Here is a 24,238-nt window from a genome sequence, read left to right on the forward strand (position 1 = left end):
CCCTGTCTCTGCTTTAACAAGGAACGTATATGTCTGATAAAGCATATCATGGCTTGTTGACGTCACTGCCGCATATCGACTCTCTGTTTGACAGTAAAATCACGCCGATTTCACGTTACCAGCTAGAGCGACGGCTAAGCGCCTTGTCATTTGATGAACGCAAGCATCTCAACATGATTGAGCAAATCATGCACTGGGATCGCACCAACAATGATGCCGATGATGCCGAGCTGATCAAGTTTGCCACTTGGGTACGAAGCGAAGTAAAGAGCCAAGTACTTCGGGAGCTCATTGATTGGCGTTTGGATATGCGAAGTGTGGTTGCAGCACTTCGACGCAAAAAAGCCGGTGAAAAAGCACCAGCCGGACCACGCTGGAGTTTCGGCACCCGTTACGAATTTATCCGCCGCAACTGGAGTGCACCCTACTTCAATCTGCATTTCACCTTTCCGTGGCTACCGGATGTTGCTCGTTACATGGAGCACGACCAGAGCCTCGACGTTGAAAAGGCCCTGCTCGAAGCCGTTTGGGAGCAGCTTGACCGCATCAGTACCAAAGAGCGCTTTAGCTTTGAAGCCGTGGTGATTTACCTATTGCGCTGGAATCTGGTTTCTCGCTGGACAACTTACAACAGTGAGATAGCCATCGAGCGATTCGACCAACTCGTAGAAAGTGCACTGGGTGAATTTGCCAGTGATCTACCGCATTAATTTTGACAACAGGTTGTTCAATGAGCACGGAATTAATCAATAAAACGCCGACTGCCCACGTTACGGCAGTCATTGGCGACACACTGACCATCCGCCTTAACGTTGGCGATAACGGCCAGTTAATAAAAAACGAAGTGGTATATGTACTGCCTAGCCGTAAGCAAACCGATGGCCTTGATGAACTGTTAATGGCCGAAGTATTGCGCGTGCGAGGCGACTCTGCCGATATTCAAGTTTACGAAGATACCCGTGGTGTTGCTGTGGGTGACAGTATTATCCAGACCGGAGAAATGCTGAGTGTGGATTTAGGGCCGGGGATCTTGGCCCAAATATATGATGGGTTGCAGAACCCGCTCGAGCGTCTGGCCCAAATCCATGGCAAATTCCTCAAACGCGGTGTTCAAGTTGATGCCCTAGATAAAGCCGACACCTGGGCCTTCAATGCCGTCGCCAAAAAAGGCGACAAACTCCGCGCCGGCCAATCACTGGGGACCGTTCAGGAAGGCCGCTTTACCCACCAGATTATGGTGCCCTTCTATATTAAAGGGGAGGTCGAAGTAACCTGGATCCAAGAAGGTAGCTTTACCATTGATACGGTTATAGCCCACATCACCGACAACCGTGGTAAAGAGCACAACCTAACCATGGTACAGAAATGGCCTGTGCGTCAATCTATTGCCAACACCTTGACTAAAAATGGTGGAAAAACTCAACGTAAATTCCCTAACGAGCCACTGGTTACCACCACTCGAACCATTGATACCTTCTTCCCTATTGCCCGTGGAGGAACCGGTTGTGTGCCAGGACCATTTGGATCGGGGAAAACCGTCCTTCAGCACGGGATTTCCCGCCACTGTGATGCAGATATCGTTATCGTGGTGGCCTGTGGTGAGCGCGCCGGGGAAGTAGTAGAAACCATCGAGGAATTCCCTCACCTACCCGATCCTAAGCACGGCGGCACCCTGATTGATCGCACCGTGATCATCTGTAATACCTCATCCATGCCGGTTGCTGCCCGTGAAGCCTCTATTTATACCGGTCTTACTCTGGGTGAGTATTACCGCCAAATGGGCTATAACGTGCTGTTGCTGGCTGATTCCACGTCCCGCTGGGCGCAAGCGATGCGCGAAACATCCAACCGATTGGAAGAGATCCCCGGTGAAGAAGGGTTCCCTGCTTATATGGACTCGGCTATCAAAGGGGTCTACGAACGTTGTGGTGTCGTCGATAACGAAAACGGCACTGATGGCTCGCTGACTATGATTGGCTCGGTTTCCCCGGCTGGCGGTAACTTCGAAGAGCCGGTAACCCAGTCGACACTGGGTACAGTCAAGACCTTCCTAGGCCTATCCTATGAACGTGCCTATAAACGCTTCTATCCGGCTATCGATCCCCTAATTTCTTGGTCTCGCTATCTTGATCAGCTTGAAGGTTGGTATGCAGATAAACTTGGCCCCGAGTGGGTACCGACGGTTAAAGAGATGAAAGCACTACTCTCTACCGGAGACAGCATTGGTCAAATGATGCAGGTAACGGGTGAGGAAGGTATCTCGTTGGAGGACTACGTGGTTTATCAGAAAGCCTTGTTTCTCGATATGGTTTACCTGCAGCAAGATGCCTTTGATGAGGTCGACGCATCATGCAGCTTCGAACGCCAGCAGTTTATCTTCGGCAAAGTCGTTAATGTCATCCGAACCCATTACGACTTCACTGACAAAGCGGAAGCACGTAAGTACTTTACATCCATGACTCGTTACTTCCGAAACTTCCATTACGCAAAAGACAATACCGCGGAATACCACGACTATATATCCCGTATTGATATGCTGTTGGAAGATACAGTCAGCACGGCAGTATAATCATTAAAAACAGAAAGTTAAGTATGGCAGCCAGCATATTTGTAAGCAAGCAGTGCTGGTTTGCTATACCGACTATCTCGTGACAATAAAATAATTTCGGTATAAAAATACAAATCCGCCCCACATACAGATACATCACACCAACTAACACGCCATATGACAGAATCAATCACCATATGATCACCCTAAAGCAGATGGTTTAACTTAAATTTCACACCGTATGCTTTACACGCATCTAACACTACGAAATCCTACCAAAGCGAATGTTAATAGGAGCTTTTTCTACCCTTTAAAAGCAGAGCTAAACTCGCTCAAACCTCAGCATCGTTTCGGTCAAAACGATTTATCAGCACAAAAAACGCTCAAAAAACAGCCCATGCGTTAAAATTCAGTTAATAAACATGTTTTCAGAATATCATTCTGCCCGAAAAAGTGTGATCTAAAACAGATCTTTGATTATTGCACAGCATTTTACTTCGCTTTAACACGTGAAGTGCTGTTAACCTGCTCCGCGCTCTGATGAAAGATTTACAGAGTGAATAAATATAAGGAGTGTTTTATTCATGCAAGCACAAAAGAAAAAAATGTCCCTGACCGGCCGCATCGTACTCGGCATGGTAATGGGCATCCTGACAGGTTTCGCTATTCGATCACTTTTTGCTGAAACTTCATTTGTATACGAATACATAGTGAATGGCCTGTTTAATGTCGGTGGCTCAATTTTTATTGCTAGCTTACAAATGCTAGTTGTACCGCTTGTCTTTGTTTCGCTGGTATGTGGTACAAGTACGCTAAAAGATATCAGTACGCTGGGTCGTTTAGGTGGTAAGACACTTGCTTTCTATATTACAACCACAGCAATAGCCATCACACTTGCACTGGTCATGGGTAATGTCTTCCAGCCAGGTGCGGGGGCTGACCTAGCAGCAGCTTCTAACTTTGCATCTAAAGAAGCGCCATCTCTGGGTCAAGTTATCATCAACATGTTCCCAACCAACCCAATCAACTCAATGGCGCAAGGGAACACATTGCAAATTATCGTCTTTGCAATCTTGTTTGGTATTGCGATCAGTGCCGCGGGTAAACCGGGTGAACGTATTGCAAGTGTGTTTGCTGATTTAAACGACGTCATCATGAAGCTGGTTGCTTTGCTGATGAACATTGCCCCATTCGGTGTGTTCTTCTTAATGGCGCGATTGTTCACCGGTCTTGGCCTTGATGCAATCTTTAACCTATTTGGTTATTTCTTGGTTCTATCTTGTACTCTATTGCTGCATGGCTTTGTGGTATACGGCACACTATTCAAAGTGTTTACAGGTTTGAGCCCTAAGATCTTCCTGAAGAAAATGGAAGATGCAATCATGTTCGCTTTCTCAACCGCTTCTTCAAATGCGACCATTCCTGTAACGATGGAAACGGCAACCAAACGTCTTGGTGTTAAAAACCGTATTGCATCATTCACCGTACCACTTGGCGCAACCATCAATATGGATGGTACTGCGATCATGCAAGGTGTGGCGACTGCCTTTATTGCACAGGCTTTCAATATTGACCTTACCATGGGTGATTACTTGATGGTCATCGCAACAGCAACTCTGGCTTCTGTAGGTACAGCAGGTGTACCAGGCGTTGGCCTAATCATGCTTGCAATGGTTCTAAATCAAGTTGGCTTACCGGTTGAAGGTATCGCAATTATCATGGGTGTTGACCGCCTGCTTGATATGATCCGTACTGCAGTCAATATTACCGGCGACAGCTGTGTAACCTGTATTGTAGCTAAAACGGAAGGCGAACTAGATGAAGAGTGCTTCAACGACCCGCACGCGGGCGAAAAAGAAGAAGAGGTCCACTTGCACCCTATCTCTAACTCGTAGTCACGCGATGACAATAAGATAGCTTTCCTCTATATCAAAAGCTCCCATCGGGAGCTTTTTTGCACCATAACGTATCAGCCCTGCACCATTTTCGCACTCGCCAGAACGACCGAATTATCATCAAGATATAAATAAATGAATAATATAGATTAATTATTTATTTCATTTGCTCCACAATGGAATAATGTTTGCAGCATTACTCATCATAATCAAACTTATGCGATTGGAAGGGAGACTGTATGCTTTATTTTATTCTTACCCTCTGTCTTATTGGCATAGTGCTAGGCGTTATCACTATCCGCTCCCAACAACAACGAGATATGTTGCAAAGACGCTTCAACCAAATCATTGGTCTACGTCAGTTAATTCACCTGCTGCGCTTCCATCGACGCCAATCTCATCAGGCATTGAAAAAAACACCACAAATCACTCAAAACCTGAGTGAGTCCATAGCTATTAAGACCTTAACCCACAGCCTGATCAACCAAGCGGAAACCTCCAATAAACCGATGTATCGCATTCTCAATAAACAGCTCGATACGATTTTGGATGAATGGCCCAAGTATTCCGTTCAGCGTAATCAATCCACGCACGGAAAAGCGATTCGTCATGTGCTGTACCTCATTGACGATACCCTAACCCAATGTTTGATCACTTCAGAAAAAGAAGAGCTATTCAAACACTACCAAGGCACTTGGCCCATCATGCTCAATGCCATCGACAGCTTGAGCCGTTTCCGTTATGCCATTGAAAACTACAAGTTGGGCAGCGACGTAATGGCTAGGGAGCTAGGACTTCATATACAAATTCTCAAGCGCAGAATGGCACAGTTACATTTACCTAATGAACCTTCAGTGCCGCCATTGATCATCGAAAATCTTTTTAGCCATTATGAAAGCATCGATTTGAATGCTCATGACAAGGAGTTGGTTAAATACCAACTCTACCAATTCTCTTTGGAAGCCTCAGATACCCTATTTCACCTGTTTGATTTGGTGCTCGCCCATATTGGTAATGAATTATCGATTAAACTGCCAGAACTGACGGTAAGGGAAGACAAGAAGGTGGTTCAAATAATTGCCCGGTCTTGAGACCGGGCAATTGAAGGGGATAAGGAGCAGTGTTTAGAGCTTAGTATTGATTAGAAAATCAAATGGGCTATCGCGACGATAAGTGGCAATGTCACCAGCGTACGCAGAATGAATATAGCCGCCAACTCTAGGAAGTTAATTGGCACCTTACTGCTGAGGATCACAGAACCGGTTTCAGACATGAAGATAAGCTGGGTAACAGACAGTGCAGCGACAACAAATTTGGTTAATTCAGCATCGATGCTTGATGCTGCAATGATTGACGGTACATACATATCAGTAAAACCCACCAGCATCGTTTGTGCTGCGGCCTGCGCCTCTGCAACATTCAGTAACTCAAGCAGCGGGACAAAGGGGGCGCCCAGTAGGGAGAATAGCGGAGTGGTTTCTGCGACCACCAGACCTAAAGTACCGATTGCCATCACAACAGGAAGAACACCAATCACCATATCTAGTGCGTTATGAACACCTTCTTTAGCCACCGAACCGAGGCTTTTTACTTTATCAGCACGCTGCAGGGCCATGTCCATGCCGAAGCTCATTGCCGACTGACCTTCCGGTACTAATTCGTCATCACGATTTGGAGCGGTTCCATCTATGTAGAGGTCTTTTTTGTAACACAGAGGTGGCAGAAACTGAATCACCATGGCAGCGACCACACCAGACAAACAAATCGCCGCATAGAAAGGGACAAAATAGTTCTGTAGGCCAACCTGGGTCAATACCACCAGCGAGAACGAGATACCAACCGGTGAGAACATGGTAGCAACCACTGCCGCTTCACGGGCAGTGTATTTTTTCTGTTCGTACTGCTTGCTGGTCAAAATCACGCCGACAGTGCCATCACCCAGCCAAGATGATATACAGTCAATCGCTGCACGCCCCGGCAGCCTAAATACCGGACGCATGAATTTGCTAAGTAACGTACCCAATAGCTCAAGCAGCCCGAAGTTTAACAACAGAGGCAGCAGCAATCCGGCAAAGATAAAAGTCACGAACAACGACGGTAGCAAATCATGCAGTACCAGCCCGCCGGTATTACCATTCCAGAACATTTCTGGGCCGACTTGATACAAGGCAATCAATGTAAAAGCAGCACCTAGGCTACGAATAACTAACCAAGTTGGGCTCAATACAAAAAGGCGAGTTAGCAACGGAGATTGAGTCACAAAAGTAGGCTTTGCCACACTGGCCAACACTGAAAGAACAGCAGACAAACAGATAACCGCCGTTACCGTAGGTAGAATAGCATCACCCAGCAAAGCTTTGAAACCTTTGGCCATCAGGGCTAGTGGAAAAGTAAAGTCACCGTTGACGGTAAGCGGAGCTAAAAAAAAGAACAACCCCAGTATCGAGGGAATGGCGAACATCAGCACGTTCCGGCTGGTTTTGTAGTTGCTTTGGGCTAAAAGGGTATCTGTCATTCTACTGCTTCCTGAATGATTAAACTTTCAATAAAAATGCATAACTCATCAATAACGCGATTATATCGAATATCAATGACGACACAAGCGCAAACTGACAAAATAATCATATTTATCGCATAAAAAACCACTCAATATCTTCAATGGCAGCTATTTCTGTTGAAAACCATTGATGATAGCTATAAAAAAACCCAGCCAATTGGCTGGGTTTTGTAGTTTGCAACAGCGGTATAAATTAACCGATGTGTGTAGCGTTGTTCATGTACTTGCGAAGAGCTTCAGGAATACGGATACGACCGTCTGCTTCCTGATTGTTCTCAAGGATAGCAACCATAGTACGACCAACCGCTAGGCCAGAACCGTTCAGAGTATGAACTAGCTCAGGCTTCTTTTCACCTTTACGGCGGAAGCGCGCTTGCATACGGCGAGCCTGGAAGTCACCACAGTTAGAACAAGAAGAGATCTCACGGTAAGTTTCTTGTGCAGGAACCCATACTTCTAGATCGTAGGTCTTCACAGCGCCGAAGCCCATATCGCCTGTACATAGGATCACCTTACGGTATGGCAGCTCAAGCAGCTGAAGTACTTTCTCGGCGTGGCCCGTTAGCTCTTCTAGCGCGTCCATTGAATCTTCTGGACGAGTGACCTGTACAAGCTCAACTTTATCAAACTGGTGCATACGGATCAGGCCGCGAGTATCACGACCGTAAGAACCGGCTTCTGAACGGAAACAAGGCGTGTGCGCTGTCATTTTAACAGGCAGATCCGCTTCATCAGAGATAGTATCACGCAGCATGTTGGTTACAGGAACCTCTGCTGTCGGGATCAAAGAGAGAGTACGAGGCTCTTCATCGTTCACTTTCTCAGTCAGTGGCTGAGTGTGGAACAAATCAGCACCGAACTTAGGCAGCTGACCAGTACCGAATAGGCTGTCAGAGTTCACTAGGTAAGGAACATACATCTCTGTGTAGCCGTGCTCGTCAGTGTGAAGGTTCAGCATGAACTGAGCAATCGCACGGTGTAGGCGAGCAAACTGGCCTTTCATCACGATGAAACGTGCACCAGACAATTTAACAGCACTTGCGAAATCAAGGCCGTCAGCCATTTCGCCTAGGTCAACGTGGTCTTTAACTTCAAAGTCGTAAGACTGTGGTTGGCCCCAACGAGAGATTTCAACGTTTTCGTTTTCATCTTTACCTGCAGGAACAGAGTCGTCTGGCAGGTTAGGGATCGTTTGTACAATGGCATCTAGCTCAGCCTGAAGCACTGCAAGTGCTTTTTTCGCGTCATCCAGCTCAGAGCCAAGGTTACCAACTTCAGCCAGGATACGCTCAGCTTCTTCGTGATCGCCCTTCGCTTTCGCTTGGCCAATGGACTTCGATCGGGAGTTACGCAATGCCTGAAGCTCTTCAGTTTTCACCTGAAGTGACTTACGTTTTTCTTCTAGGGAACGTAGTAGTTCTACATCAAGAGTATAACCACGGCGCGCTAATTTTTCGGCTGTTGCGTCCAGCTCAGTTCGAAGTAATTTAGAATCTAGCATGCTAATCCTGTGCTCAAATGGCTCTAAAGTGCACATTATTTAGCCAAATTGATGGCCAAATAATTTTTAATTCATAAGGCGTTAGGCAACCTAACGCGGATCCCTCAACAATACCCAAAAAGCCCTATTATTGATAGCGCTTTGAAGTGCTTTTTGCATCTAAAGAAGCAAGATAATCTAACTTTTCGGAAATTTTGGTCTCTAAGCCCCGATTTGTCGGCTGATAATAGCGAGTACCCGCCAACTCCTGCGGAAAATAGCTCTCGCCTGCAGCATAGGCGCCCGGCTCGTCATGGGCATAACGATACTCCTGACCATATCCCATCTCTTTCATCAGTTTGGTCGGCGCGTTACGCAAATGGTGCGGCACTTCATAGTCAGGATAGTTAGCAGCATCTAACTTGGCTTGTTTAAATGCGGTATACACCGCATTACTTTTCGGTGCACAAGCCAAATATACAATCGCCTGGGCTATTGCGCGTTCGCCCTCATAGGCCCCGACCCGGGTAAAACAATCCCAGGCCGATACGGCTACCTGCATTGCACGTGGATCAGCATTGCCAATATCTTCCGAGGCTATTGCCAGCAGACGGCGGGCAACATACAAGGGATCGCACCCGGCCTGCAGCATACGTGCAAACCAGTACAGACCGCCATCCGGACTCGATCCACGAATCGACTTGTGCACGGCAGAGATCATGTCGTACCACAGATCACCCTTGTTATCGAAACGAGCGATCTTCTCACCCGCCACCTCGGCCAGTAAGGCAAGAGTGATCAGCTTGTTGCCCTGCTTATCCTCATCTGCCATATCAATCAACTGCTCAAGGTAATTTAGTGACATCCGGGCATCACCCCCAACCAATTCGGCAAGGCGTTCTTTCACTTCATCGACAAAGACCAGATTGCTCTCCGACACGCCACGTTCCTTGTCTACGAGGGCTTGCTCGATGACTTCAAGGATGTCTTCGTTCTCCAGAGACTTAAGCTTGTAGACCCGGGCGCGTGACAACAATGCGTTATTTAGTTCAAAAGATGGATTTTCAGTCGTTGCGCCAATAAAGGTCACAGTGCCGTCTTCGATATGAGGCAAAAAGGCATCCTGCTGGCTTTTGTTAAAGCGATGGACCTCATCCACAAACAAAATGGTACGGCGGCCGGCCATCTTATTATCACGGGCTTTATCGATAGCTGCACGGATATCTTTAACACCCGATGTTACAGCCGATACACGTTCAACTTCAGCATTGGCATAATGGGCGGCCACCTCTGCAAGCGTGGTTTTACCGGTACCCGGCGGTCCCCACAAAATCATCGAATGCAGGTGTCCGGCCTCCAACGCACGCCTTAGGGGCTTGCCTTGGGCCAGAATATGTTTCTGACCAATGTATTCCTGCACGGTTCGTGGGCGCATTCTGGCTGCCAACGGACGGAAGTCCGATGAAAAATCCAGGCTGAAATTACTCAAAATCACCGCTCCTTAAACAAAATTAGGTGGTACTGCCGTACCACCTAAATCAATCTGGTTCACTGTTTGCTATCGCCTCGGGACATAAACCTGGGCGATTCGCTCTAGCTTAATTACGCTGGTCATCCAGCTCAACCCCTTTCGGCGGGGTAAAGGAGAACAGGCCCGAGGCTGGTGTTTGCTTCTGGAACTTCGTCAGTTTGAAATTACTGCGCTGACCATCTTGTTCAACCACAGAGAAACTACGCACCACACCCGACTGGGCCACGGTTACAACAAACTGCCCCATAGAGGACGCACCACTTTTCGGGGTCAGGGTAAAAGTGTCAGCCGTTTGCGACACATTGTAATTAGCCCAGTCTGAAGCGCTATTGCGGGTCAGCAGTACGAATGGCGTTTGATCCGTCGCGTCATTAAGCCACATCGCGGTTACTTGCTCGATAAACGGGCTGTAATACCACAGTGTCTTGCCATCAGAGATCAAAATATTCTCGTCTGGAGTTTCCGTATTCCAACGGAACAGGTTTGGTCGTTTGATGGATACATCACCAGTGCCTTCCACCAGCAAGCTTCCCTCTGGGCTTACAACGGTTTGGGTAAAGTCAGCACTAAAAGCATTCACTTTGCCCAAACGACTACTCAGTTCCTGCTGTGGATTCGCCAGTGCTTGACCCGCCAACAACAACGGGCTGGCAACCAACATACTCAAAAGCACTTTTTTAATCATTCTGTTAAACCTTTTCTGATACCTACTATTTGATCGTAGCAGGCATGGTAATTACGGGTTGTCTTGTGTTTTATCAACGGTTAATCACGAGGGGCTGGCGGTGGTGCCAAAACCTCACGATTACCGTTATGGCCTGGTGCACTAACGATGCCATGCGCCTCAAGCTGTTCGACAATGCGGGCAGCACGGTTGTAGCCAATCTTAAACCGACGTTGGACACCAGAAACTGAACCACGACGTGACTCTGAAACAAATGCAGCCACTTCATCAAACAGCTGATCGAGATCATCCTCTCCAGCGACCGGGGTCTCTCCCGGTAGCAGGCCTTCACTTCCTTGGTCAGCTTCCAAGATCCCCTCGATATACTGTGGTTTACCACGAGCTTTCCAGTCATTCACCACGTTGTGGACATCTTCATCCGAGGCAAACGCACCGTGGACACGGACGGGATGGTTACTCCCAGCTGGCAAGTACAGCATGTCACCCATACCCAGCAACGACTCAGCGCCACCTTGATCGAGAATGGTTCGGGAGTCAGTTTTGGTCGATACGGTAAAGGCCATACGGCTCGGGATATTAGCCTTGATAAGACCGGTGATCACATCCACCGATGGACGCTGTGTCGCCAGCACCAAGTGGATTCCTGCCGCGCGCGCCTTCTGCGCAAGGCGGGCAATCAACTCTTCAACCTTCTTACCCACCACCATCATCAAGTCAGCAAACTCGTCGACAATAACAACAATGCTTGGCATTTTGTCCAATAACGGCGGGTACTCGTCCATACTATCGCCTGGCTTCCAGAGTGGGTCATGAATAGGATGCCCCGCTGCAGCGGCTTCTTCCAGTTTGGCATTGTAACCAGCCAGGTTACGTACACCGCATGCCGCCATTAGCTTGTACCGGCGTTCCATCTCACCCACACACCAGCGCAAGGCATTGCTGGCGTCTTTCATGTCTGTGACCACTTCGGTCAATAAATGCGGAATACCCTCATAAATCGACAATTCCAGCATTTTCGGGTCAATCATAATGAAGCGACAATCTTCCGGCTTGCACTTATACAGCAAGCTCAAGATCATGACGTTCACCCCGACCGACTTACCCGACCCCGTTGTACCGGCTACCAGCAAGTGTGGCATCTTACACAGGTCCGCCACCACGGCTTCACCAGCGATGTCGTAACCTAATACAATCGGCAGCGCTCCTTTCTTGTGCTGGAAGTTATCACTGTCGACGACTTCAGACATATACACCGTTTCGCGGTTCACATTCGGCAGTTCAAGACCTATGTATGGCTTACCCGGGATCACTTCAACCACACGAACGGCAGATGCTGATAAGGCGCGCGCCAAGTCTTTGGCAAGACCGGAAATACGGCTCACTTTCACACCCGGCGCAAGATCGAGCTCATAACGGGTAATAACTGGGCCAGGGTATACCCCAACGACCTTGGCTTTGATCTTATAATCGGCGAGTTTCGATTCAACCAGCATTGCGGTCTGCTTTAGCTCTTCCTCGGTCGTCGATTGAACGTTTTGTTTCGGCGGGGCCAATAGATCGATGGTTGGCATCGGCGACGTTGGTTTTGGCAAATCCGCTTCCCGCTTCATCAAGAACGGATTATCCAAACCTGCAGCTTGGGCTTGAGCTTTCTGGGCGTCGCGGATCTTCTTGAGGAAGGCTTCTTCATCATTCAAGTCTTGATCGCTGCTGTTTTCGATGTGGTCCTCGCTATCGACAGGGGCCATTTCACGCTCAGCCCGTTCCAGCTCAGACATCCCATCCTGAACACCAATTTCAATATCATGAGCTAACTCGATATCGTTTGGCTCAATGCTATCAACCGGTACTTCTTGTCTGCTTTCTACCATACCCGTCACCTCCTGTTGAACTGGTTCATACATACCAGTTTGAGCAACATGAGGTTCTGTTGTAACAGGCTCAACGTGAACCGGTGATGAATTATCCTCTGCCACGTCAGGAATGAACTCATCATTGTTAAATGACATGCTCGCAGAGGGCGTTGCTTCGCCCTGCCGTTGTACATGTTCAGCTTGTGCGACTGACGACATCGTCGTAACGTCAGCAACCGTATCGACTGCTGGTTCAAACGCAGGAGCTGCAACGGGGGCTCGTTCAGTAGCCGTATGCTCTGTATCCATCACCGCGGAAGAGGCCGTACTAGACGAAACATCACCTTCTTGCGGTGTTAATTTACCTTCATCGATATATACAGAAAAGTTCTCATCGATATCCAGCTGCCTTTCAAGCTCGGCGATTGACATCCCCTTGGCTTGCTGGGTCGAATTCACCTCAACAACCTCTTCAGCACTCGATGTGGCTGTACTTTCTGGTGTCGTACTTTCTGTTGTCGGGGTGTCCGACACACTAGACAAAACAGGTTCAACCGATGTAGCCACCGATACTGGCTGTATCGGCTCAGCCATCGCCACATTAGCGACGGTTTCAGCGTTAGCCTCCGCATTGGCAGCAACAGCAGTTGCCGCAGCGGCTGTGGCAACCACGCTGTTAGCATGAACTCGAGCCTGACGTTGACGCTCAGGCATTACAATTTTCGGTTCGCTGGTATTCAACAGCGGATCGGCAGCATGCTGAGCTGACTGTTCAAAACTTGGCTCCTTACGGGCAAAGCGATTTCTTTCCTCAACCTGCGGTGGCGTTGTACGGCTACTCGAAGCCAGCAAAACATCGTCCGCATCAGGCTCTGATTCCGTTTGTTGCATCGCCAGTTGGCGGCCGAATTCAGTCTGATGCTCATCCGGGATATCAGCCGCAAAAGGTGTCAGCGTCTCTGATTTATCTGAGCGTACTTTGTTAAGTAGCCATGCCATAGAGCCGAGTACCGTCTCCCCAATGATATCGACAATGGTCAACCAAGAGATACCAGTAAACAGGGTAAAGCCCACCGCCCAAGCAAACATCAGGATCAGCGTCGCGCCCAGTAAATTGAACATTGGCAGCGCCATATTTGACACCACATCGCCAATCACACCGCCAGAGGAGAAATACCAGATATCATCAAAATTAAGATCAGCTAGCCCGCAGCTGGCGACAAAAATGCACAACAAACCAAGCAGGCGGGTACCATATATCATGTAATCCAACTTGAGAGGCTGTTGCCGCCTGCGGAACAATATCCAAGCTGCGAGGATGATCACTGCAGGAAGTGGGTAGGCAAGCGAACCAAATACAAACAACAAGGTATCGGCAACCAAAGCGCCGAAGGCCCCTGCTTTATTTTGCACTGGCCCTTCCCAAGCTGTTTGGGACCAGGAGGGATCGGCAGGATCAAAACTTAACAGCGCAACCATGATGAAAATCGCCGACAAGATGCCGATGATAAGAAAGCTTTCCAGTAAGCGCTGTCCCCCGGAAAGACGCATTTTAGGCTGCTTCTTGCCCTTTACTTTCCTCAAAAAAACACTCCGATGTAACAAATTGCTTAATGCCCAACCCATTCTGCCTGCGGACAGATGCGTTGAATCTTTTTAACTATCAGAACAAGGACATCCCTGCTCGGTGTTATTATTATACCAATAGCTGATAGCGTGTCAGGCGCCAGTAAAAATAGGGCCTGATGACCTAACGCATATCTTATACTAAATAGCGTCAGTTTTTGCCATTTTGAAAAGATGAATATAGGAAGAGACAACGAAGTTTTCACAGGAAGTGTTGAAAATACAAGCACCTTGCGTTAGCAGTGGCTAACTAAGTGTTGCGTGGTCATTGTTTACTTTTCATTTATCAGACCACAGAAACAAATCAAGCGGCTGAACGCCGCTTGATTGATATACCCAAAAACCTTAGGTATAGACCTCAACAGTGAAGCTTAACGAGTTTTGATCACAAGGTTGTTGGTCTGCTTCACTTCTTCCATCACCACATAAGTGCGGGTGTCGTTCACCCCAGGAAGACGCAGTAGAGTTTCACCTAACAGCTTACGGTAAGCTGACATGTCTGCCACACGGGTTTTCAGCAAATAGTCGAAATCACCGGATACCAAATGGCATTCCTGAATATCTTCCAGTTCCTGTACCGACGCATTAAACAGCTCAAACACATCTGGCGCACCACGGTTTAGCGTGATCTCTACAAAAACTAACAGAGAGGCATCAAGATACTGCGGGTTTAGAAGCGCGGTATAGCCACTGATGTAGCCCTGACGCTCTAGACGGCGTACACGCTCAAGACATGGTGTTGGAGACAAGCCAACACGCTTGGATAACTCTACATTTGAAATACGACCATCTTTTTGAAGCTCATTCAAAATGTTGCGGTCAATACGATCCAATTCCTTGGATGGTTTCTTCTTGGTATCTACCATTTTTTATTCCACCTTCTTACTTCCTTGCAAAAAAATATACTACAGATTTCTATTTTTTAGAATCAAATACTGTGTTAGTCAAACTATACTGCCATTAGATCTGCATTTACATCCTTGTCAATAGCCAATCATACTGGATGCCAAGGGAGGAGCAGCATGATTATTGGAGTTCCAAAAGAAATCAAAAACCACGAATACCGTGTTGGCCTCGTTACCAGCAGTGTCCGTGAGCTCACATCACTCGGTCATCAAGTCTTGGTCGAAACCCTGGCCGGAGTCGGGATCGGGCTGTCAGACGTAGACTATGAAAACGCTGGCGCTACAATTATTTCTAACGCTAAAGAAGTTTTTACCAGATCAGAGATGATTGTCAAAGTAAAAGAGCCTCAAGCAGAAGAAAGAGCCATGCTGAATAAAGGGCAGATTTTATTCACGTATCTCCATCTTGCACCAGATTTTCCGCAAACAAAAGACCTGATTGATAGCAAAGCTGTCTGTATTGCTTACGAAACCGTCACCGATTCCTCAGGAAAATTACCGCTGCTAGCCCCTATGTCTGAGGTGGCGGGCAGAATGTCTATCCAAGCAGGAGCCCAAACACTAGAGAATTCTAACGGTGGCCGTGGATTGCTGCTCAGTGGCGTTCCAGGCGTCGAGCCAGCCAACGTGTTGATTTTAGGGGGCGGGGTCGTCGGCTCCAATGCCGCGCGCATGGCGGTGGGGATGCGTGCTAATGTCACCCTGCTTGACCGTAATCTCGATACCCTCAGAGCACTCGATTGCGAGTTCAAAGGAGCGGTAAATCTCACCTACTCAACCACTGAGACCATCGACCGATTGGTGCCTGAAGCCGACATTATCATTGGTGCGGTGCTGATCCCCGGGGCTGCAGCACCCAAGCTGATCACCGCTGATCACGTCAAGAAAATGAAGGCCGGATCGGCACTAGTAGACGTCGCTATTGATCAAGGAGGTTGCTTTGAAACCTCTCACCCGACCACCCATACAGACCCCACCTATATCGTCGATGGTGTGGTGCATTATTGTGTAGCCAATATGCCTGGAGCCGTCGCAAGAACGTCTACTTTTGCGCTAAATAATGCAACGCTACCCTATGTAATAAAGCTCGCGAACCTCGGTTACAAAAAAGCCCTGCTCGCTGATCCCGGATTCCTTGCTGGCATGAATGTGATATATGGTAAAGTTACTTGTAAAGAAGTTGCCGACAGTTTTGACTTGCATTTCACTGATCCGACTGTCGCTATCAGCATGCACTGACCTTGAATGGTTATAACTAATAATTATAGATTATGCGAAAATAATCTAAAACAACTTATCCCTGCTGCCGGGTATTAAACTCGGCAGCCTGATTTTACAGGGAAAAGACCACGCTACAATCCCCTCTTTCCATAGCGCCTCAATTTACCTACAATCACTCATCATAAGATCAAAAACCTCATTCAGCCTGGAGAAGTAATGAGTAACGTAAGACATTGTAAACTGCTCATCCTTGGTTCTGGTCCTGCTGGCTATACTGCCGCAGTGTATGCTGCTCGTGCCAATCTTAACCCAGTCATGATTACGGGCATGCAGCAAGGTGGTCAGCTTACCACTACCACAGAAGTTGAAAACTGGCCAGGTGACGCCGAAGGTCTAACAGGCCCAGGGCTGATGGATCGCATGAAAGAACACGCAGAGCGATTCGAAACAGAAATCATTTTTGATCATATTAGTGAAACTGATTTTAGTCAGCGTCCTTTCCGTCTTAAAGGCGACAGTGGCGAGTACACCTGTGACGCATTGATTATCTCAACGGGTGCATCAGCCAAATACCTCGGCATGGAATCAGAAGAAGCCTTCAAGGGTCGAGGGGTTTCAGCTTGTGCTACCTGTGACGGTTTCTTCTACCGTAACCAGAAGGTTGCCGTTGTGGGTGGTGGTAATACTGCTGTCGAGGAAGCACTGTACCTATCTAACATTGCTTCGGAAGTTCACCTAATCCACCGCCGTGATACGTTCCGTTCAGAGAAAATCCTGATCAAACGACTGATGGACAAGGTCGAGAACGGCAACATCATCCTACACACCGACCGTGTGCTGGATGAAGTATTGGGTGACGAGATGGGCGTAACAGCTGTCCGTATCAAAGATACCCAGTCAGAAGCGACTGAAACCCTTGAGGTGATGGGTGCCTTCATTGCTATCGGCCACCAGCCAAATACGGCTATTTTTGAAGGCCAGTTAGCAATGAACAACGGTTACATCAAAGTACAGTCAGGTACTGAGGGGAACGCAACCCAAACCAGTGTAGAAGGTATCTTTGCCGCTGGTGATGTAATGGACCACACTTACCGTCAAGCCATCACATCAGCCGGTACTGGCTGTATGGCTGCACTTGATGCAGAGCGTTACCTCGACGCGTTAGAAGAACAAAAATAATACTCTCGGCCACCGCCCAAGGTGGCCTTTTTAGCCTTCACCTTTAAGCCTGCTCTTCTGAGCAGCGCAAGAATTTAATATGGATAAACAATTACAACGCGATTTAACCAAATGGTTGAAATCACAGAGTAAGCTGGCAAAGCGCTGGCTCATGCTCAGTGTCGGCCTGGGGTTCTTGTCGGGGTTGCTACTCGTTGGCCAAGCAGCTTTGCTTGCCCATATCCTGCACCAACTCATTATTGAACACACAGATAAATACCAGCTCGTTTCAAGCTTCGGTGGGCTGTTTGCCATTGTCGGTCTCAGGGCTGCCTGCAGCTGGGGGCGCGAGATCTACGGCTACCGCTGCGGCGAACAGATCCGGCTGCATATCCGGCAGTTGATCCTGCTACGCCTGCAACAATTGGGTCCCGCCTATATCAAAGGCAAACCTGCCGGCGTCTGGGCCAGCTTGGTACTTGAGCAGGTAGAAGAGATGCAAGACTTCTTCTCCCGCTACATTCCGCAGATGTCGATCGCAGTATTGGTTCCTATGGTGATTTTATTTGCAGTCTTCCCGCTCAACTGGGCAGCAGGCATGATTTTCCTCATCACCGCACCGCTAGTGCCAATGTTCATGGCTCTGGTTGGTTTGGGGGCTGCTGATGCCAACCGCCGAAACTTCAAAGCACTGCAACGCCTGTCCGGTCACTTCTATGACCGATTACAAGGCTTATCGACCCTGCGCTTATTCAATCGCGCTGAAGCTGAAGCCGAAAACTTACATGCTGCATCCCATGTCCTGCGTAAGCGGACCATGGAAGTATTGAGAATGGCTTTCCTGTCATCGGCTGTGCTGGAATTTTTCTCGGCACTCTCAGTCGCCATTACCGCAGTATACTTTGGCTTCTCGTTTATCGGTGAACTCAACTTTGGTCACTACGGCGTGCCTATCAGCCTGTTTACCGGTCTGTTCATTTTGGTACTGGCGCCGGAGTTCTACCAACCACTGCGTGATCTGGGCACTTTCTACCATGCCAAAGCACAGGCTATCGGTGCAGCAGAGTCAATTGTTGAATTTCTTAACAGCGATGCTGATGGCATGAGCCAAGGGCAAACGAACCTGGAATCACCAGAGACCATTTCGATTACAGCCGATCAACTGGAAGTACTGAGCCCGCAAAGCCAAGTACTGGCAGGCCCGCTGAGCTTTACCATCCATCCGCACGAGCAGGTTGCACTTGTCGGCCCAAGCGGCGCTGGCAAAACCAGCCTGCTCAATGCCTTGTTGGGCTTCCTACCCTACCGCGGTAGCTTGAAAATCAACGGAACCGAGCTCAAAGAACTCGATCACAGCCAGTGGCGACAGGCCATAAGCTGGGTCGGCCAAAACCCACTACTGTTACACGGTACCGTCCGCGACAACATTACGCTGGGTAACCCATTGGCCACCGAAGAACACATCAAGCAGGTCTCTCAACAAGCCTATGCTGATGAGTTCATCCAGCGCCTAGAGAAAGGTTACCACCATCAGGTCGGTGATCGCTCTGGTGGCCTGTCTGTCGGCCAAGCCCAGCGTATTGCCGTGGCTCGGGCCATGCTGCAAAGCGGTGCCTTCTGGATATTGGATGAACCAACGGCAAGCCTAGACGCCAACAGCGAGCACTTAGTCTTGGAAAGCCTGAAAAATGCAGTGAGCGGTCAAACCACTCTGATGGTGAGCCACCGTCTCGATCAACTGGCCGCAATGGACCGCGTTCTGGTGATGGAAAACGGTAAACTGGTCCAAAATGGTTCTTTCGAACACATCCGCCAGCAAGGTCTGCTTGCAGACATGCTAGCCCACACTGACAAGAGGGATCTCGATGCGTGATTTAATCCCTTACCTCAAACTCTACCGTAAACACTGGTTCGGCATGACACTTGGCATGTTGCTTGGCCTAGGCACTCTTTTGGCTGCCATGAGCCTGTTGACCCTATCGGGCTGGTTTATTACGGCCTCAGCCGTTGCAGGCCTCACCATTGCCCGTGAAACCTTCAACTATATGCTACCGGGTGCTGGTGTACGAGGCTTCTCTATTGCCCGTACGGCGGGCCGCTGGGGCGAGCGAGTGGTCAGCCACAACGCAACCTTCAAACTGCTGGCTGGCTTGCGTTTGTTCTTTTTCCGCAAGCTGACTCCGTTGATCCCGGGTCGACAGACCAACCTACGCGATGCTGACTTGCTCAACCGCTTGGTCGCCGATGTCGATGCGATGGACCACGTCTACCTGCGCTTGGTTAATCCATTACTTATCGGTGTCATTGGGTTACTGGCTATCACAGGCTTCCTTGCTTGGTTTGATGTCACTATCGGCCTGACCCTTGGTGCCATTTTACTCAGCCTGATGCTGATCTTGCCGGTTCTCTTCTACCGTCTAGGTAAATCCAACGGTGAAACCCTGACGATGGCCAAAGCCACTTATCGGGTGAAAATGCTGGACTGGATCCAGGGCAATGCCGAGTTGCTATTGTTTAATGCCGAGGAGCGTTACTATCAGGCCGCCCTTAATGAGCAGCAAGCGTTATTAGATGCACAACGGAAAATGGCCAACCTTACCGGCCTTGCCAATGCGATCCTGATGGCGGCAACGGGCTGGACACTGGTACTGATCACCTGGATAGCAGCTGATGGCATTGCCGGGCAAGCACCAGACCCGTTTGTAGCCATGGTCGCCTTTGCCACCATGGCCAGCTTCGAGCTAATGATGCCTGTGGCTGGCGCATTCCAGTACTTGGGGCAAACCCTGACATCTGCCCGTCGACTTAATGAGATCATTGAAGCGACCCCAGATACACCGTTTGATCCTAACGGCCATACCGCAGAGGTTGAGGGTACGCTGGATCTCCAGAATATCAGCTACACCTATTACGGCAGTGACGAACCAGTATTGAGAAATATCTCATTGACCATAGGCAAAGGCGAGAAAGTCGCACTGCTAGGTCGAACTGGTTGCGGTAAATCGACCCTGTTGCAGCTGATCACCCGCAACTGGGATCCGCAGCAGGGGCAAATCACCCTCGATGAAGTACCGCTGCCCCAATGGCAAGAAGCGCCGCTGCGCCAAGCAATTACTGTTGTTAGCCAGCGTGTTGATGTCTTCAACGGTTCGCTGCGCGAGAACCTGCTGCTTGCCAAGCCGCAAGGGACTGACGAAGAGTTCTGCAACGTGCTTACCAACGTTGGCCTAGACGCTTTGCTGGAAGGTAAAGGGCTGGATACATGGCTTGGTGAAGGCGGACGTCAGATCTCTGGTGGTGAACGTCGCCGTATCGGTATCGCCCGTGCCCTGCTGCACGACGCACCAATCCTACTTATGGATGAACCGACCGAAGGCCTTGACCGCCGTACTGAGCAGCAGATCATAGCTTTGCTATTGGAACACGCCAAAGACAAGACCGTGCTGTTCATTACCCACCGATTGGTTGGTTTGGAGCACATGGATCATATCTGTTTGATGGATGAAGGTGAAATTATCGAGCAAGGCAAGCACCACGCACTGCTGAACCAAAATGGTCGATACACCGAGCTTTGGCAACGTATCTAATACCAATCTGGATAAGTAGTTGATCAAGTATTTATCTCGGTTGGTATAATGCCACACGGAATAATCCATAACGAAAACAGGAGCCACATGGCTCCCGTTTTTTTATTTGAAAATATTGGTACTACAGCGGCATCGTCCAATTTTTATTGATACAGGCCGTCAAGATATGATCTTCCCACTTACCGTTAATCAGCAGGTAGTCTTTCGCTTTGCCTTCAAATTCAAAACCGCATTTTTTCAAGACTGCCTCACTCTTCGCATTACGGGGCATATACGCGGCCATAATACGGTGGAAGCCTTGATCTTCGAACATCCAGCAATTGGCGGCAGCCAGTGCCCTACTCATCAACCCTTGCCCTTGGCAGTCCTGCTCCAATGAATATCCGACATGGCAAGCATGGAAAGGGTGACGGACAAGATTGCTGTAATTCACCACACCACAAATCTCATCGCTGCCTTTTTGCTGGATAACAAAGTAGTAAGCCATTTTGTGCTTATGCAATTGCATAAGCTGTTCCAGCCGTCGCTGCCAACCTGTTTCGGTAAAAAAAGCTTCTTCACGCAACGGCTCCCAGGGCTGTAGGAAAACCCGGTTTCGCTGATAATAGGCAGTAATGGCCGCAACATCTTTAGGAGTAACAAGCCTAACCGTCGCATCACCTATATCGATTGATGTTGCTCGGCTGATAATCGAATGAAACAACAGCACCTTATCCTTATGCCTTACACTATGTTGAAACGTTAGCACAGCCCGTGGATGATGAATACACCTTCGCTATAAACTTATTTCATGACAAAGAATTGGCCGTATGTTTGAACTATCATTGTGATAGCCGCGCCGCGTTTGACGCTAACCAACACAGTGAAGATTATGTATTACGACCACCTTGATACGGAATTGGGCAAAATATATTTATTGGCAGACGAGCAAGGACTACGGCAACTGACCATTGCCAGTGGCGGATTTGCCCCAGACAGCCACTGGGATCACGACCCGGACTTCATGGCGCCTTACATCACCCAGCTCGCTGAGTATCTCGATGGAAAAAGAAAGCAGTTTACCCTCCCCCTAGCTCCTCCCGGCTCAGAGTTCCAGCAACAAGTATGGCAAGCCATTTGTGAGATCCCCTATAACAGCCATCGCTCATACCAACAAATCGCCACACAGATTGAACATTCCACCGCTCTTCTCGCTATCGGTATGGCCAAGAACGTCAACCCAATCCCTATTATCATCCCTTGCCACCGCGTCGCCTCCGAAATCGAGGCCCAGCAAAGCTGTCGCTACGGGCAAGGACTGATCTGCCAGCTCAGAGAGCTCGAACAAGGTAAGCTGACGTTGTTGAAGTAAGCAGGCTATCGCCTATAACCGCTCTTGCCAAGGGCTGGAGAAAAAACGCCCGATGATGTTCATCGGGCGTTTGAATAAACGATTATAACTGGATAGATCAGCTTAATGCTTACCGATCCCGTATTCACGTAACTTGTTAGCGACTGCGGTATGTGAAACCCCCAGCCTTTTCGCCAGTTTGCGTGTCGACGGATAGCTGCGGTACAAGCTATTCAAGATACCCGACTCATAGCGCTTCATAATTTCGTCAAGCGAGCCATCAAGGATCTCCTCGCTAAGCACTGTCGCTGACTCGTTTTCTGGCAACTGGATATCATCGACTTTGATTTCCGTCCCTTCGAGTTGGGTCATGGCCCGGAACAGTACATTGCGCAGCTGGCGAATATTACCCGGCCATGCATATTGGCTAAGATATTGGGCAACTTCGGCAGAAATCGCTGGCTTCTGCTGTTGCAGCTCTTGAGCAAACTGACTCAGGAACAAATCGGCCAACGGAACAATATCCGCTGTTCTTTCACGCAGCGGCGGGACGGTCAAAGCCAATACATTCAAGCGATAGTACAAGTCTTCCCTAAATTTCCCGGTCGCGACAAGTTCAGGCAGCTTCTTCTGGGTCGAACAAATAACACGGACATCCACCTTCATCTCCTGCTCTTCACCAACACGACGGAACGTCCCATCCTGTAGGAAACGCAACAGTTTGATTTGCAGGTGCTCTGACATCTCGCCGACTTCATACAAGAAGGCAATACCGCCATCGGCTTGTTCGAAAATACCTTTCTTGCCCGGCTCGGTCGCAGTTGCCGCCATACCGAACAACTCCGTTTCGGCAGCGTTGTCTGGCATAGACATGCAATTGACCAGCAGGAACGGGTTATCACGACGCAGTGAGCGTTGATGACAAGCCCTTGCCAGCATCTCTTTACCAGTCCCCGTTTCACCCTGGATCAATAATGGTGCATCCAGCATAGCCAGCTTCTTCGACTGCGATACCAGCTGCTTGAAACGGGATGATTGGCCGACAAGATGCTCGAATCCATTGTCACCACTAAGCTGGCGCATCGCCAATGGCATCTTGGCTTCCGAGAGGGATTTGAGCAGGATAACCGCACTGGCCAGTACCTGTTCTTCCGTTTCGTCGGTCACATAGACCGGCATGATTTCCATCATGTAGTCGAGGCCTGACTGCACCACCAGCTCGCTCCGGCGGCTGGCATTATCATTTTCAAGCCAGTTATGGATATTAAAGCCGACGAAAGTTTGGATATGTTCGCCGACAATCTCCTCACGGGGTTTGCCAAGCAAGACTTCTGCTGCGTCATTGGCAAGATCGATTTTGCCCTGCAAGCTAATAGAAAAAAACGGATCGGGTAAGGCTTCCAGTAACGCTTTAAGCTCTTTGTGTTCACGTTCGCTTGGCATGAACTGGATCTTTCTAACATCAGTCACCCCATCCAACTGGCGGATCTGTGACATCAACTGGCTAAACTGCTCAAATTCAACTTCGGGGCAATTTAAATAAATGATCCCAACCCGGTCAATTTCAATGCCCCGTAAGTCAATCTGCCGGCTCGCAAGGATATCCAGCAGCTCTCGGGTCATGCCAAGTCGGTCTTCACAAAAGACTTGTAGCCTCATATTAATTATCTTCCAAGGTGTCAGGAATTGTTGACACAAGAAGTTTGCGCCTTCCCTGTAATGGAGTCAAGTCATTGGCGTTCGTAGCTGAGAGGTTGCGCACTATCAATCCATTACCGAATCAATATCGGCCTAATGAATAAAAAAATCGAAGAGGGATGAAGGGGTGGAAAGAGTGGAAAGAAGGCCGCTATGGGCCTTCA

The 24,238-nt window shown here is 48.8% G+C and carries 17 protein-coding genes; 9 read left to right on the plus strand and 8 right to left on the minus strand.

Features of this window, described 5'->3' with window-relative positions; genetic code table 11:
• Positions 1 to 29 precede the first annotated feature (29 nt).
• From ACVA53_RS04585 to ACVA53_RS04600, 4 genes are all read left to right on the plus strand, one after another.
• Positions 30 to 710, plus strand: coding sequence for a DUF2764 family protein (locus ACVA53_RS04585; RefSeq protein ID WP_446504592.1), 681 nt, complete (start codon positions 30 to 32; stop codon positions 708 to 710).
• A 20-nt stretch (positions 711 to 730) separates the two neighbouring features.
• Positions 731 to 2,569 carry a V-type ATP synthase subunit A gene (locus ACVA53_RS04590; RefSeq protein ID WP_255041390.1) on the plus strand — a complete coding sequence of 613 codons (1,839 nt, stop codon included), beginning with the start codon at positions 731 to 733 and terminating at the stop codon, positions 2,567 to 2,569.
• A 563-nt stretch (positions 2,570 to 3,132) separates the two neighbouring features.
• On the plus strand, positions 3,133 to 4,443 hold the full coding sequence (locus ACVA53_RS04595) for a dicarboxylate/amino acid:cation symporter (protein WP_255041389.1): 1,311 nt from the start codon (positions 3,133 to 3,135) through the stop codon (positions 4,441 to 4,443).
• Positions 4,444 to 4,682: 239 nt separating this feature from the next.
• A complete protein-coding gene (locus ACVA53_RS04600) occupies positions 4,683 to 5,534 on the plus strand; it encodes a hypothetical protein (RefSeq protein WP_446504593.1) in 852 nt (283 codons plus the stop codon).
• Between the two features lie 50 nt (positions 5,535 to 5,584).
• On the opposite strand, the gene ACVA53_RS04605 is transcribed toward ACVA53_RS04600, so the two are convergent.
• The 6 genes from ACVA53_RS04605 to lrp all read right to left on the minus strand — a co-directional run bounded on the left by ACVA53_RS04605 (position 5,585) and on the right by lrp (position 15,041).
• A complete protein-coding gene (locus tag ACVA53_RS04605) occupies positions 5,585 to 6,958 on the minus strand; it encodes a YjiH family protein (RefSeq protein WP_446504594.1) in 1,374 nt (457 codons plus the stop codon).
• Between the two features lie 235 nt (positions 6,959 to 7,193).
• Positions 7,194 to 8,501 (minus strand): serine--tRNA ligase, encoded by a 1,308-nt coding sequence (serS, locus tag ACVA53_RS04610; protein WP_255041386.1) that lies wholly within the window; start codon positions 8,499 to 8,501, stop codon positions 7,194 to 7,196.
• A 127-nt stretch (positions 8,502 to 8,628) separates the two neighbouring features.
• Complete coding sequence (locus ACVA53_RS04615; protein ID WP_255041384.1) at positions 8,629 to 9,969, minus strand: replication-associated recombination protein A; 1,341 nt, start codon at positions 9,967 to 9,969, stop codon at positions 8,629 to 8,631.
• 109 nt (positions 9,970 to 10,078) lie between these two features.
• Entirely contained in the window at positions 10,079 to 10,693 is a 615-nt protein-coding gene (gene lolA, locus ACVA53_RS04620; RefSeq protein WP_446504613.1) for an outer membrane lipoprotein chaperone LolA, read from the minus strand.
• Between the two features lie 83 nt (positions 10,694 to 10,776).
• Positions 10,777 to 14,133: a DNA translocase FtsK 4TM domain-containing protein gene (locus ACVA53_RS04625; protein ID WP_446504595.1), complete on the minus strand. Its 3,357-nt coding sequence runs from the start codon at positions 14,131 to 14,133 to the stop codon at positions 10,777 to 10,779.
• 413 nt (positions 14,134 to 14,546) lie between these two features.
• Complete coding sequence (gene lrp / locus ACVA53_RS04630; RefSeq protein WP_255041380.1) at positions 14,547 to 15,041, minus strand: leucine-responsive transcriptional regulator Lrp; 495 nt, start codon at positions 15,039 to 15,041, stop codon at positions 14,547 to 14,549.
• A 156-nt stretch (positions 15,042 to 15,197) separates the two neighbouring features.
• On the opposite strand from lrp, the gene ald reads away from it, so the two are divergent.
• The 4 genes from ald to cydC all read left to right on the plus strand — a co-directional run bounded on the left by ald (position 15,198) and on the right by cydC (position 21,046).
• Positions 15,198 to 16,319 (plus strand): alanine dehydrogenase, encoded by a 1,122-nt coding sequence (gene ald / locus ACVA53_RS04635; RefSeq protein WP_255041379.1) that lies wholly within the window; start codon positions 15,198 to 15,200, stop codon positions 16,317 to 16,319.
• A gap of 198 nt (positions 16,320 to 16,517) precedes the next feature.
• Entirely contained in the window at positions 16,518 to 17,480 is a 963-nt protein-coding gene (gene trxB / locus ACVA53_RS04640) for a thioredoxin-disulfide reductase (protein ID WP_255041378.1), read from the plus strand.
• Between the two features lie 79 nt (positions 17,481 to 17,559).
• Entirely contained in the window at positions 17,560 to 19,332 is a 1,773-nt protein-coding gene (gene cydD, locus ACVA53_RS04645) for a heme ABC transporter permease/ATP-binding protein CydD (RefSeq protein ID WP_446504596.1), read from the plus strand.
• The gene (gene cydC, locus ACVA53_RS04650) at positions 19,325 to 21,046 is read left to right on the plus strand and encodes a heme ABC transporter ATP-binding protein/permease CydC (RefSeq protein WP_446504597.1); all 1,722 of its coding nucleotides are present in this window, start codon (positions 19,325 to 19,327) and stop codon (positions 21,044 to 21,046) included. Before cydD ends, cydC begins: the two co-directional genes overlap by 8 nt.
• A gap of 121 nt (positions 21,047 to 21,167) precedes the next feature.
• On the opposite strand, the gene rimJ is transcribed toward cydC, so the two are convergent.
• A complete protein-coding gene (gene rimJ / locus ACVA53_RS04655; protein WP_446504598.1) occupies positions 21,168 to 21,749 on the minus strand; it encodes a ribosomal protein S5-alanine N-acetyltransferase in 582 nt (193 codons plus the stop codon).
• Positions 21,750 to 21,917: 168 nt separating this feature from the next.
• On the opposite strand from rimJ, the gene ACVA53_RS04660 reads away from it, so the two are divergent.
• Positions 21,918 to 22,397, plus strand: a complete 480-nt coding sequence (locus tag ACVA53_RS04660) for a methylated-DNA--[protein]-cysteine S-methyltransferase (protein WP_255041374.1) — start codon at positions 21,918 to 21,920, stop codon at positions 22,395 to 22,397.
• Between the two features lie 102 nt (positions 22,398 to 22,499).
• Here ACVA53_RS04660 and tyrR read toward each other — a convergent pair whose 3' ends face one another.
• The gene (gene tyrR, locus ACVA53_RS04665) at positions 22,500 to 24,035 is read right to left on the minus strand and encodes a transcriptional regulator TyrR (protein WP_255041373.1); all 1,536 of its coding nucleotides are present in this window, start codon (positions 24,033 to 24,035) and stop codon (positions 22,500 to 22,502) included.
• Positions 24,036 to 24,238: the final 203 nt, after the last annotated feature.

The organism is Photobacterium sp. DNB23_23_1, from assembly GCF_052873815.1.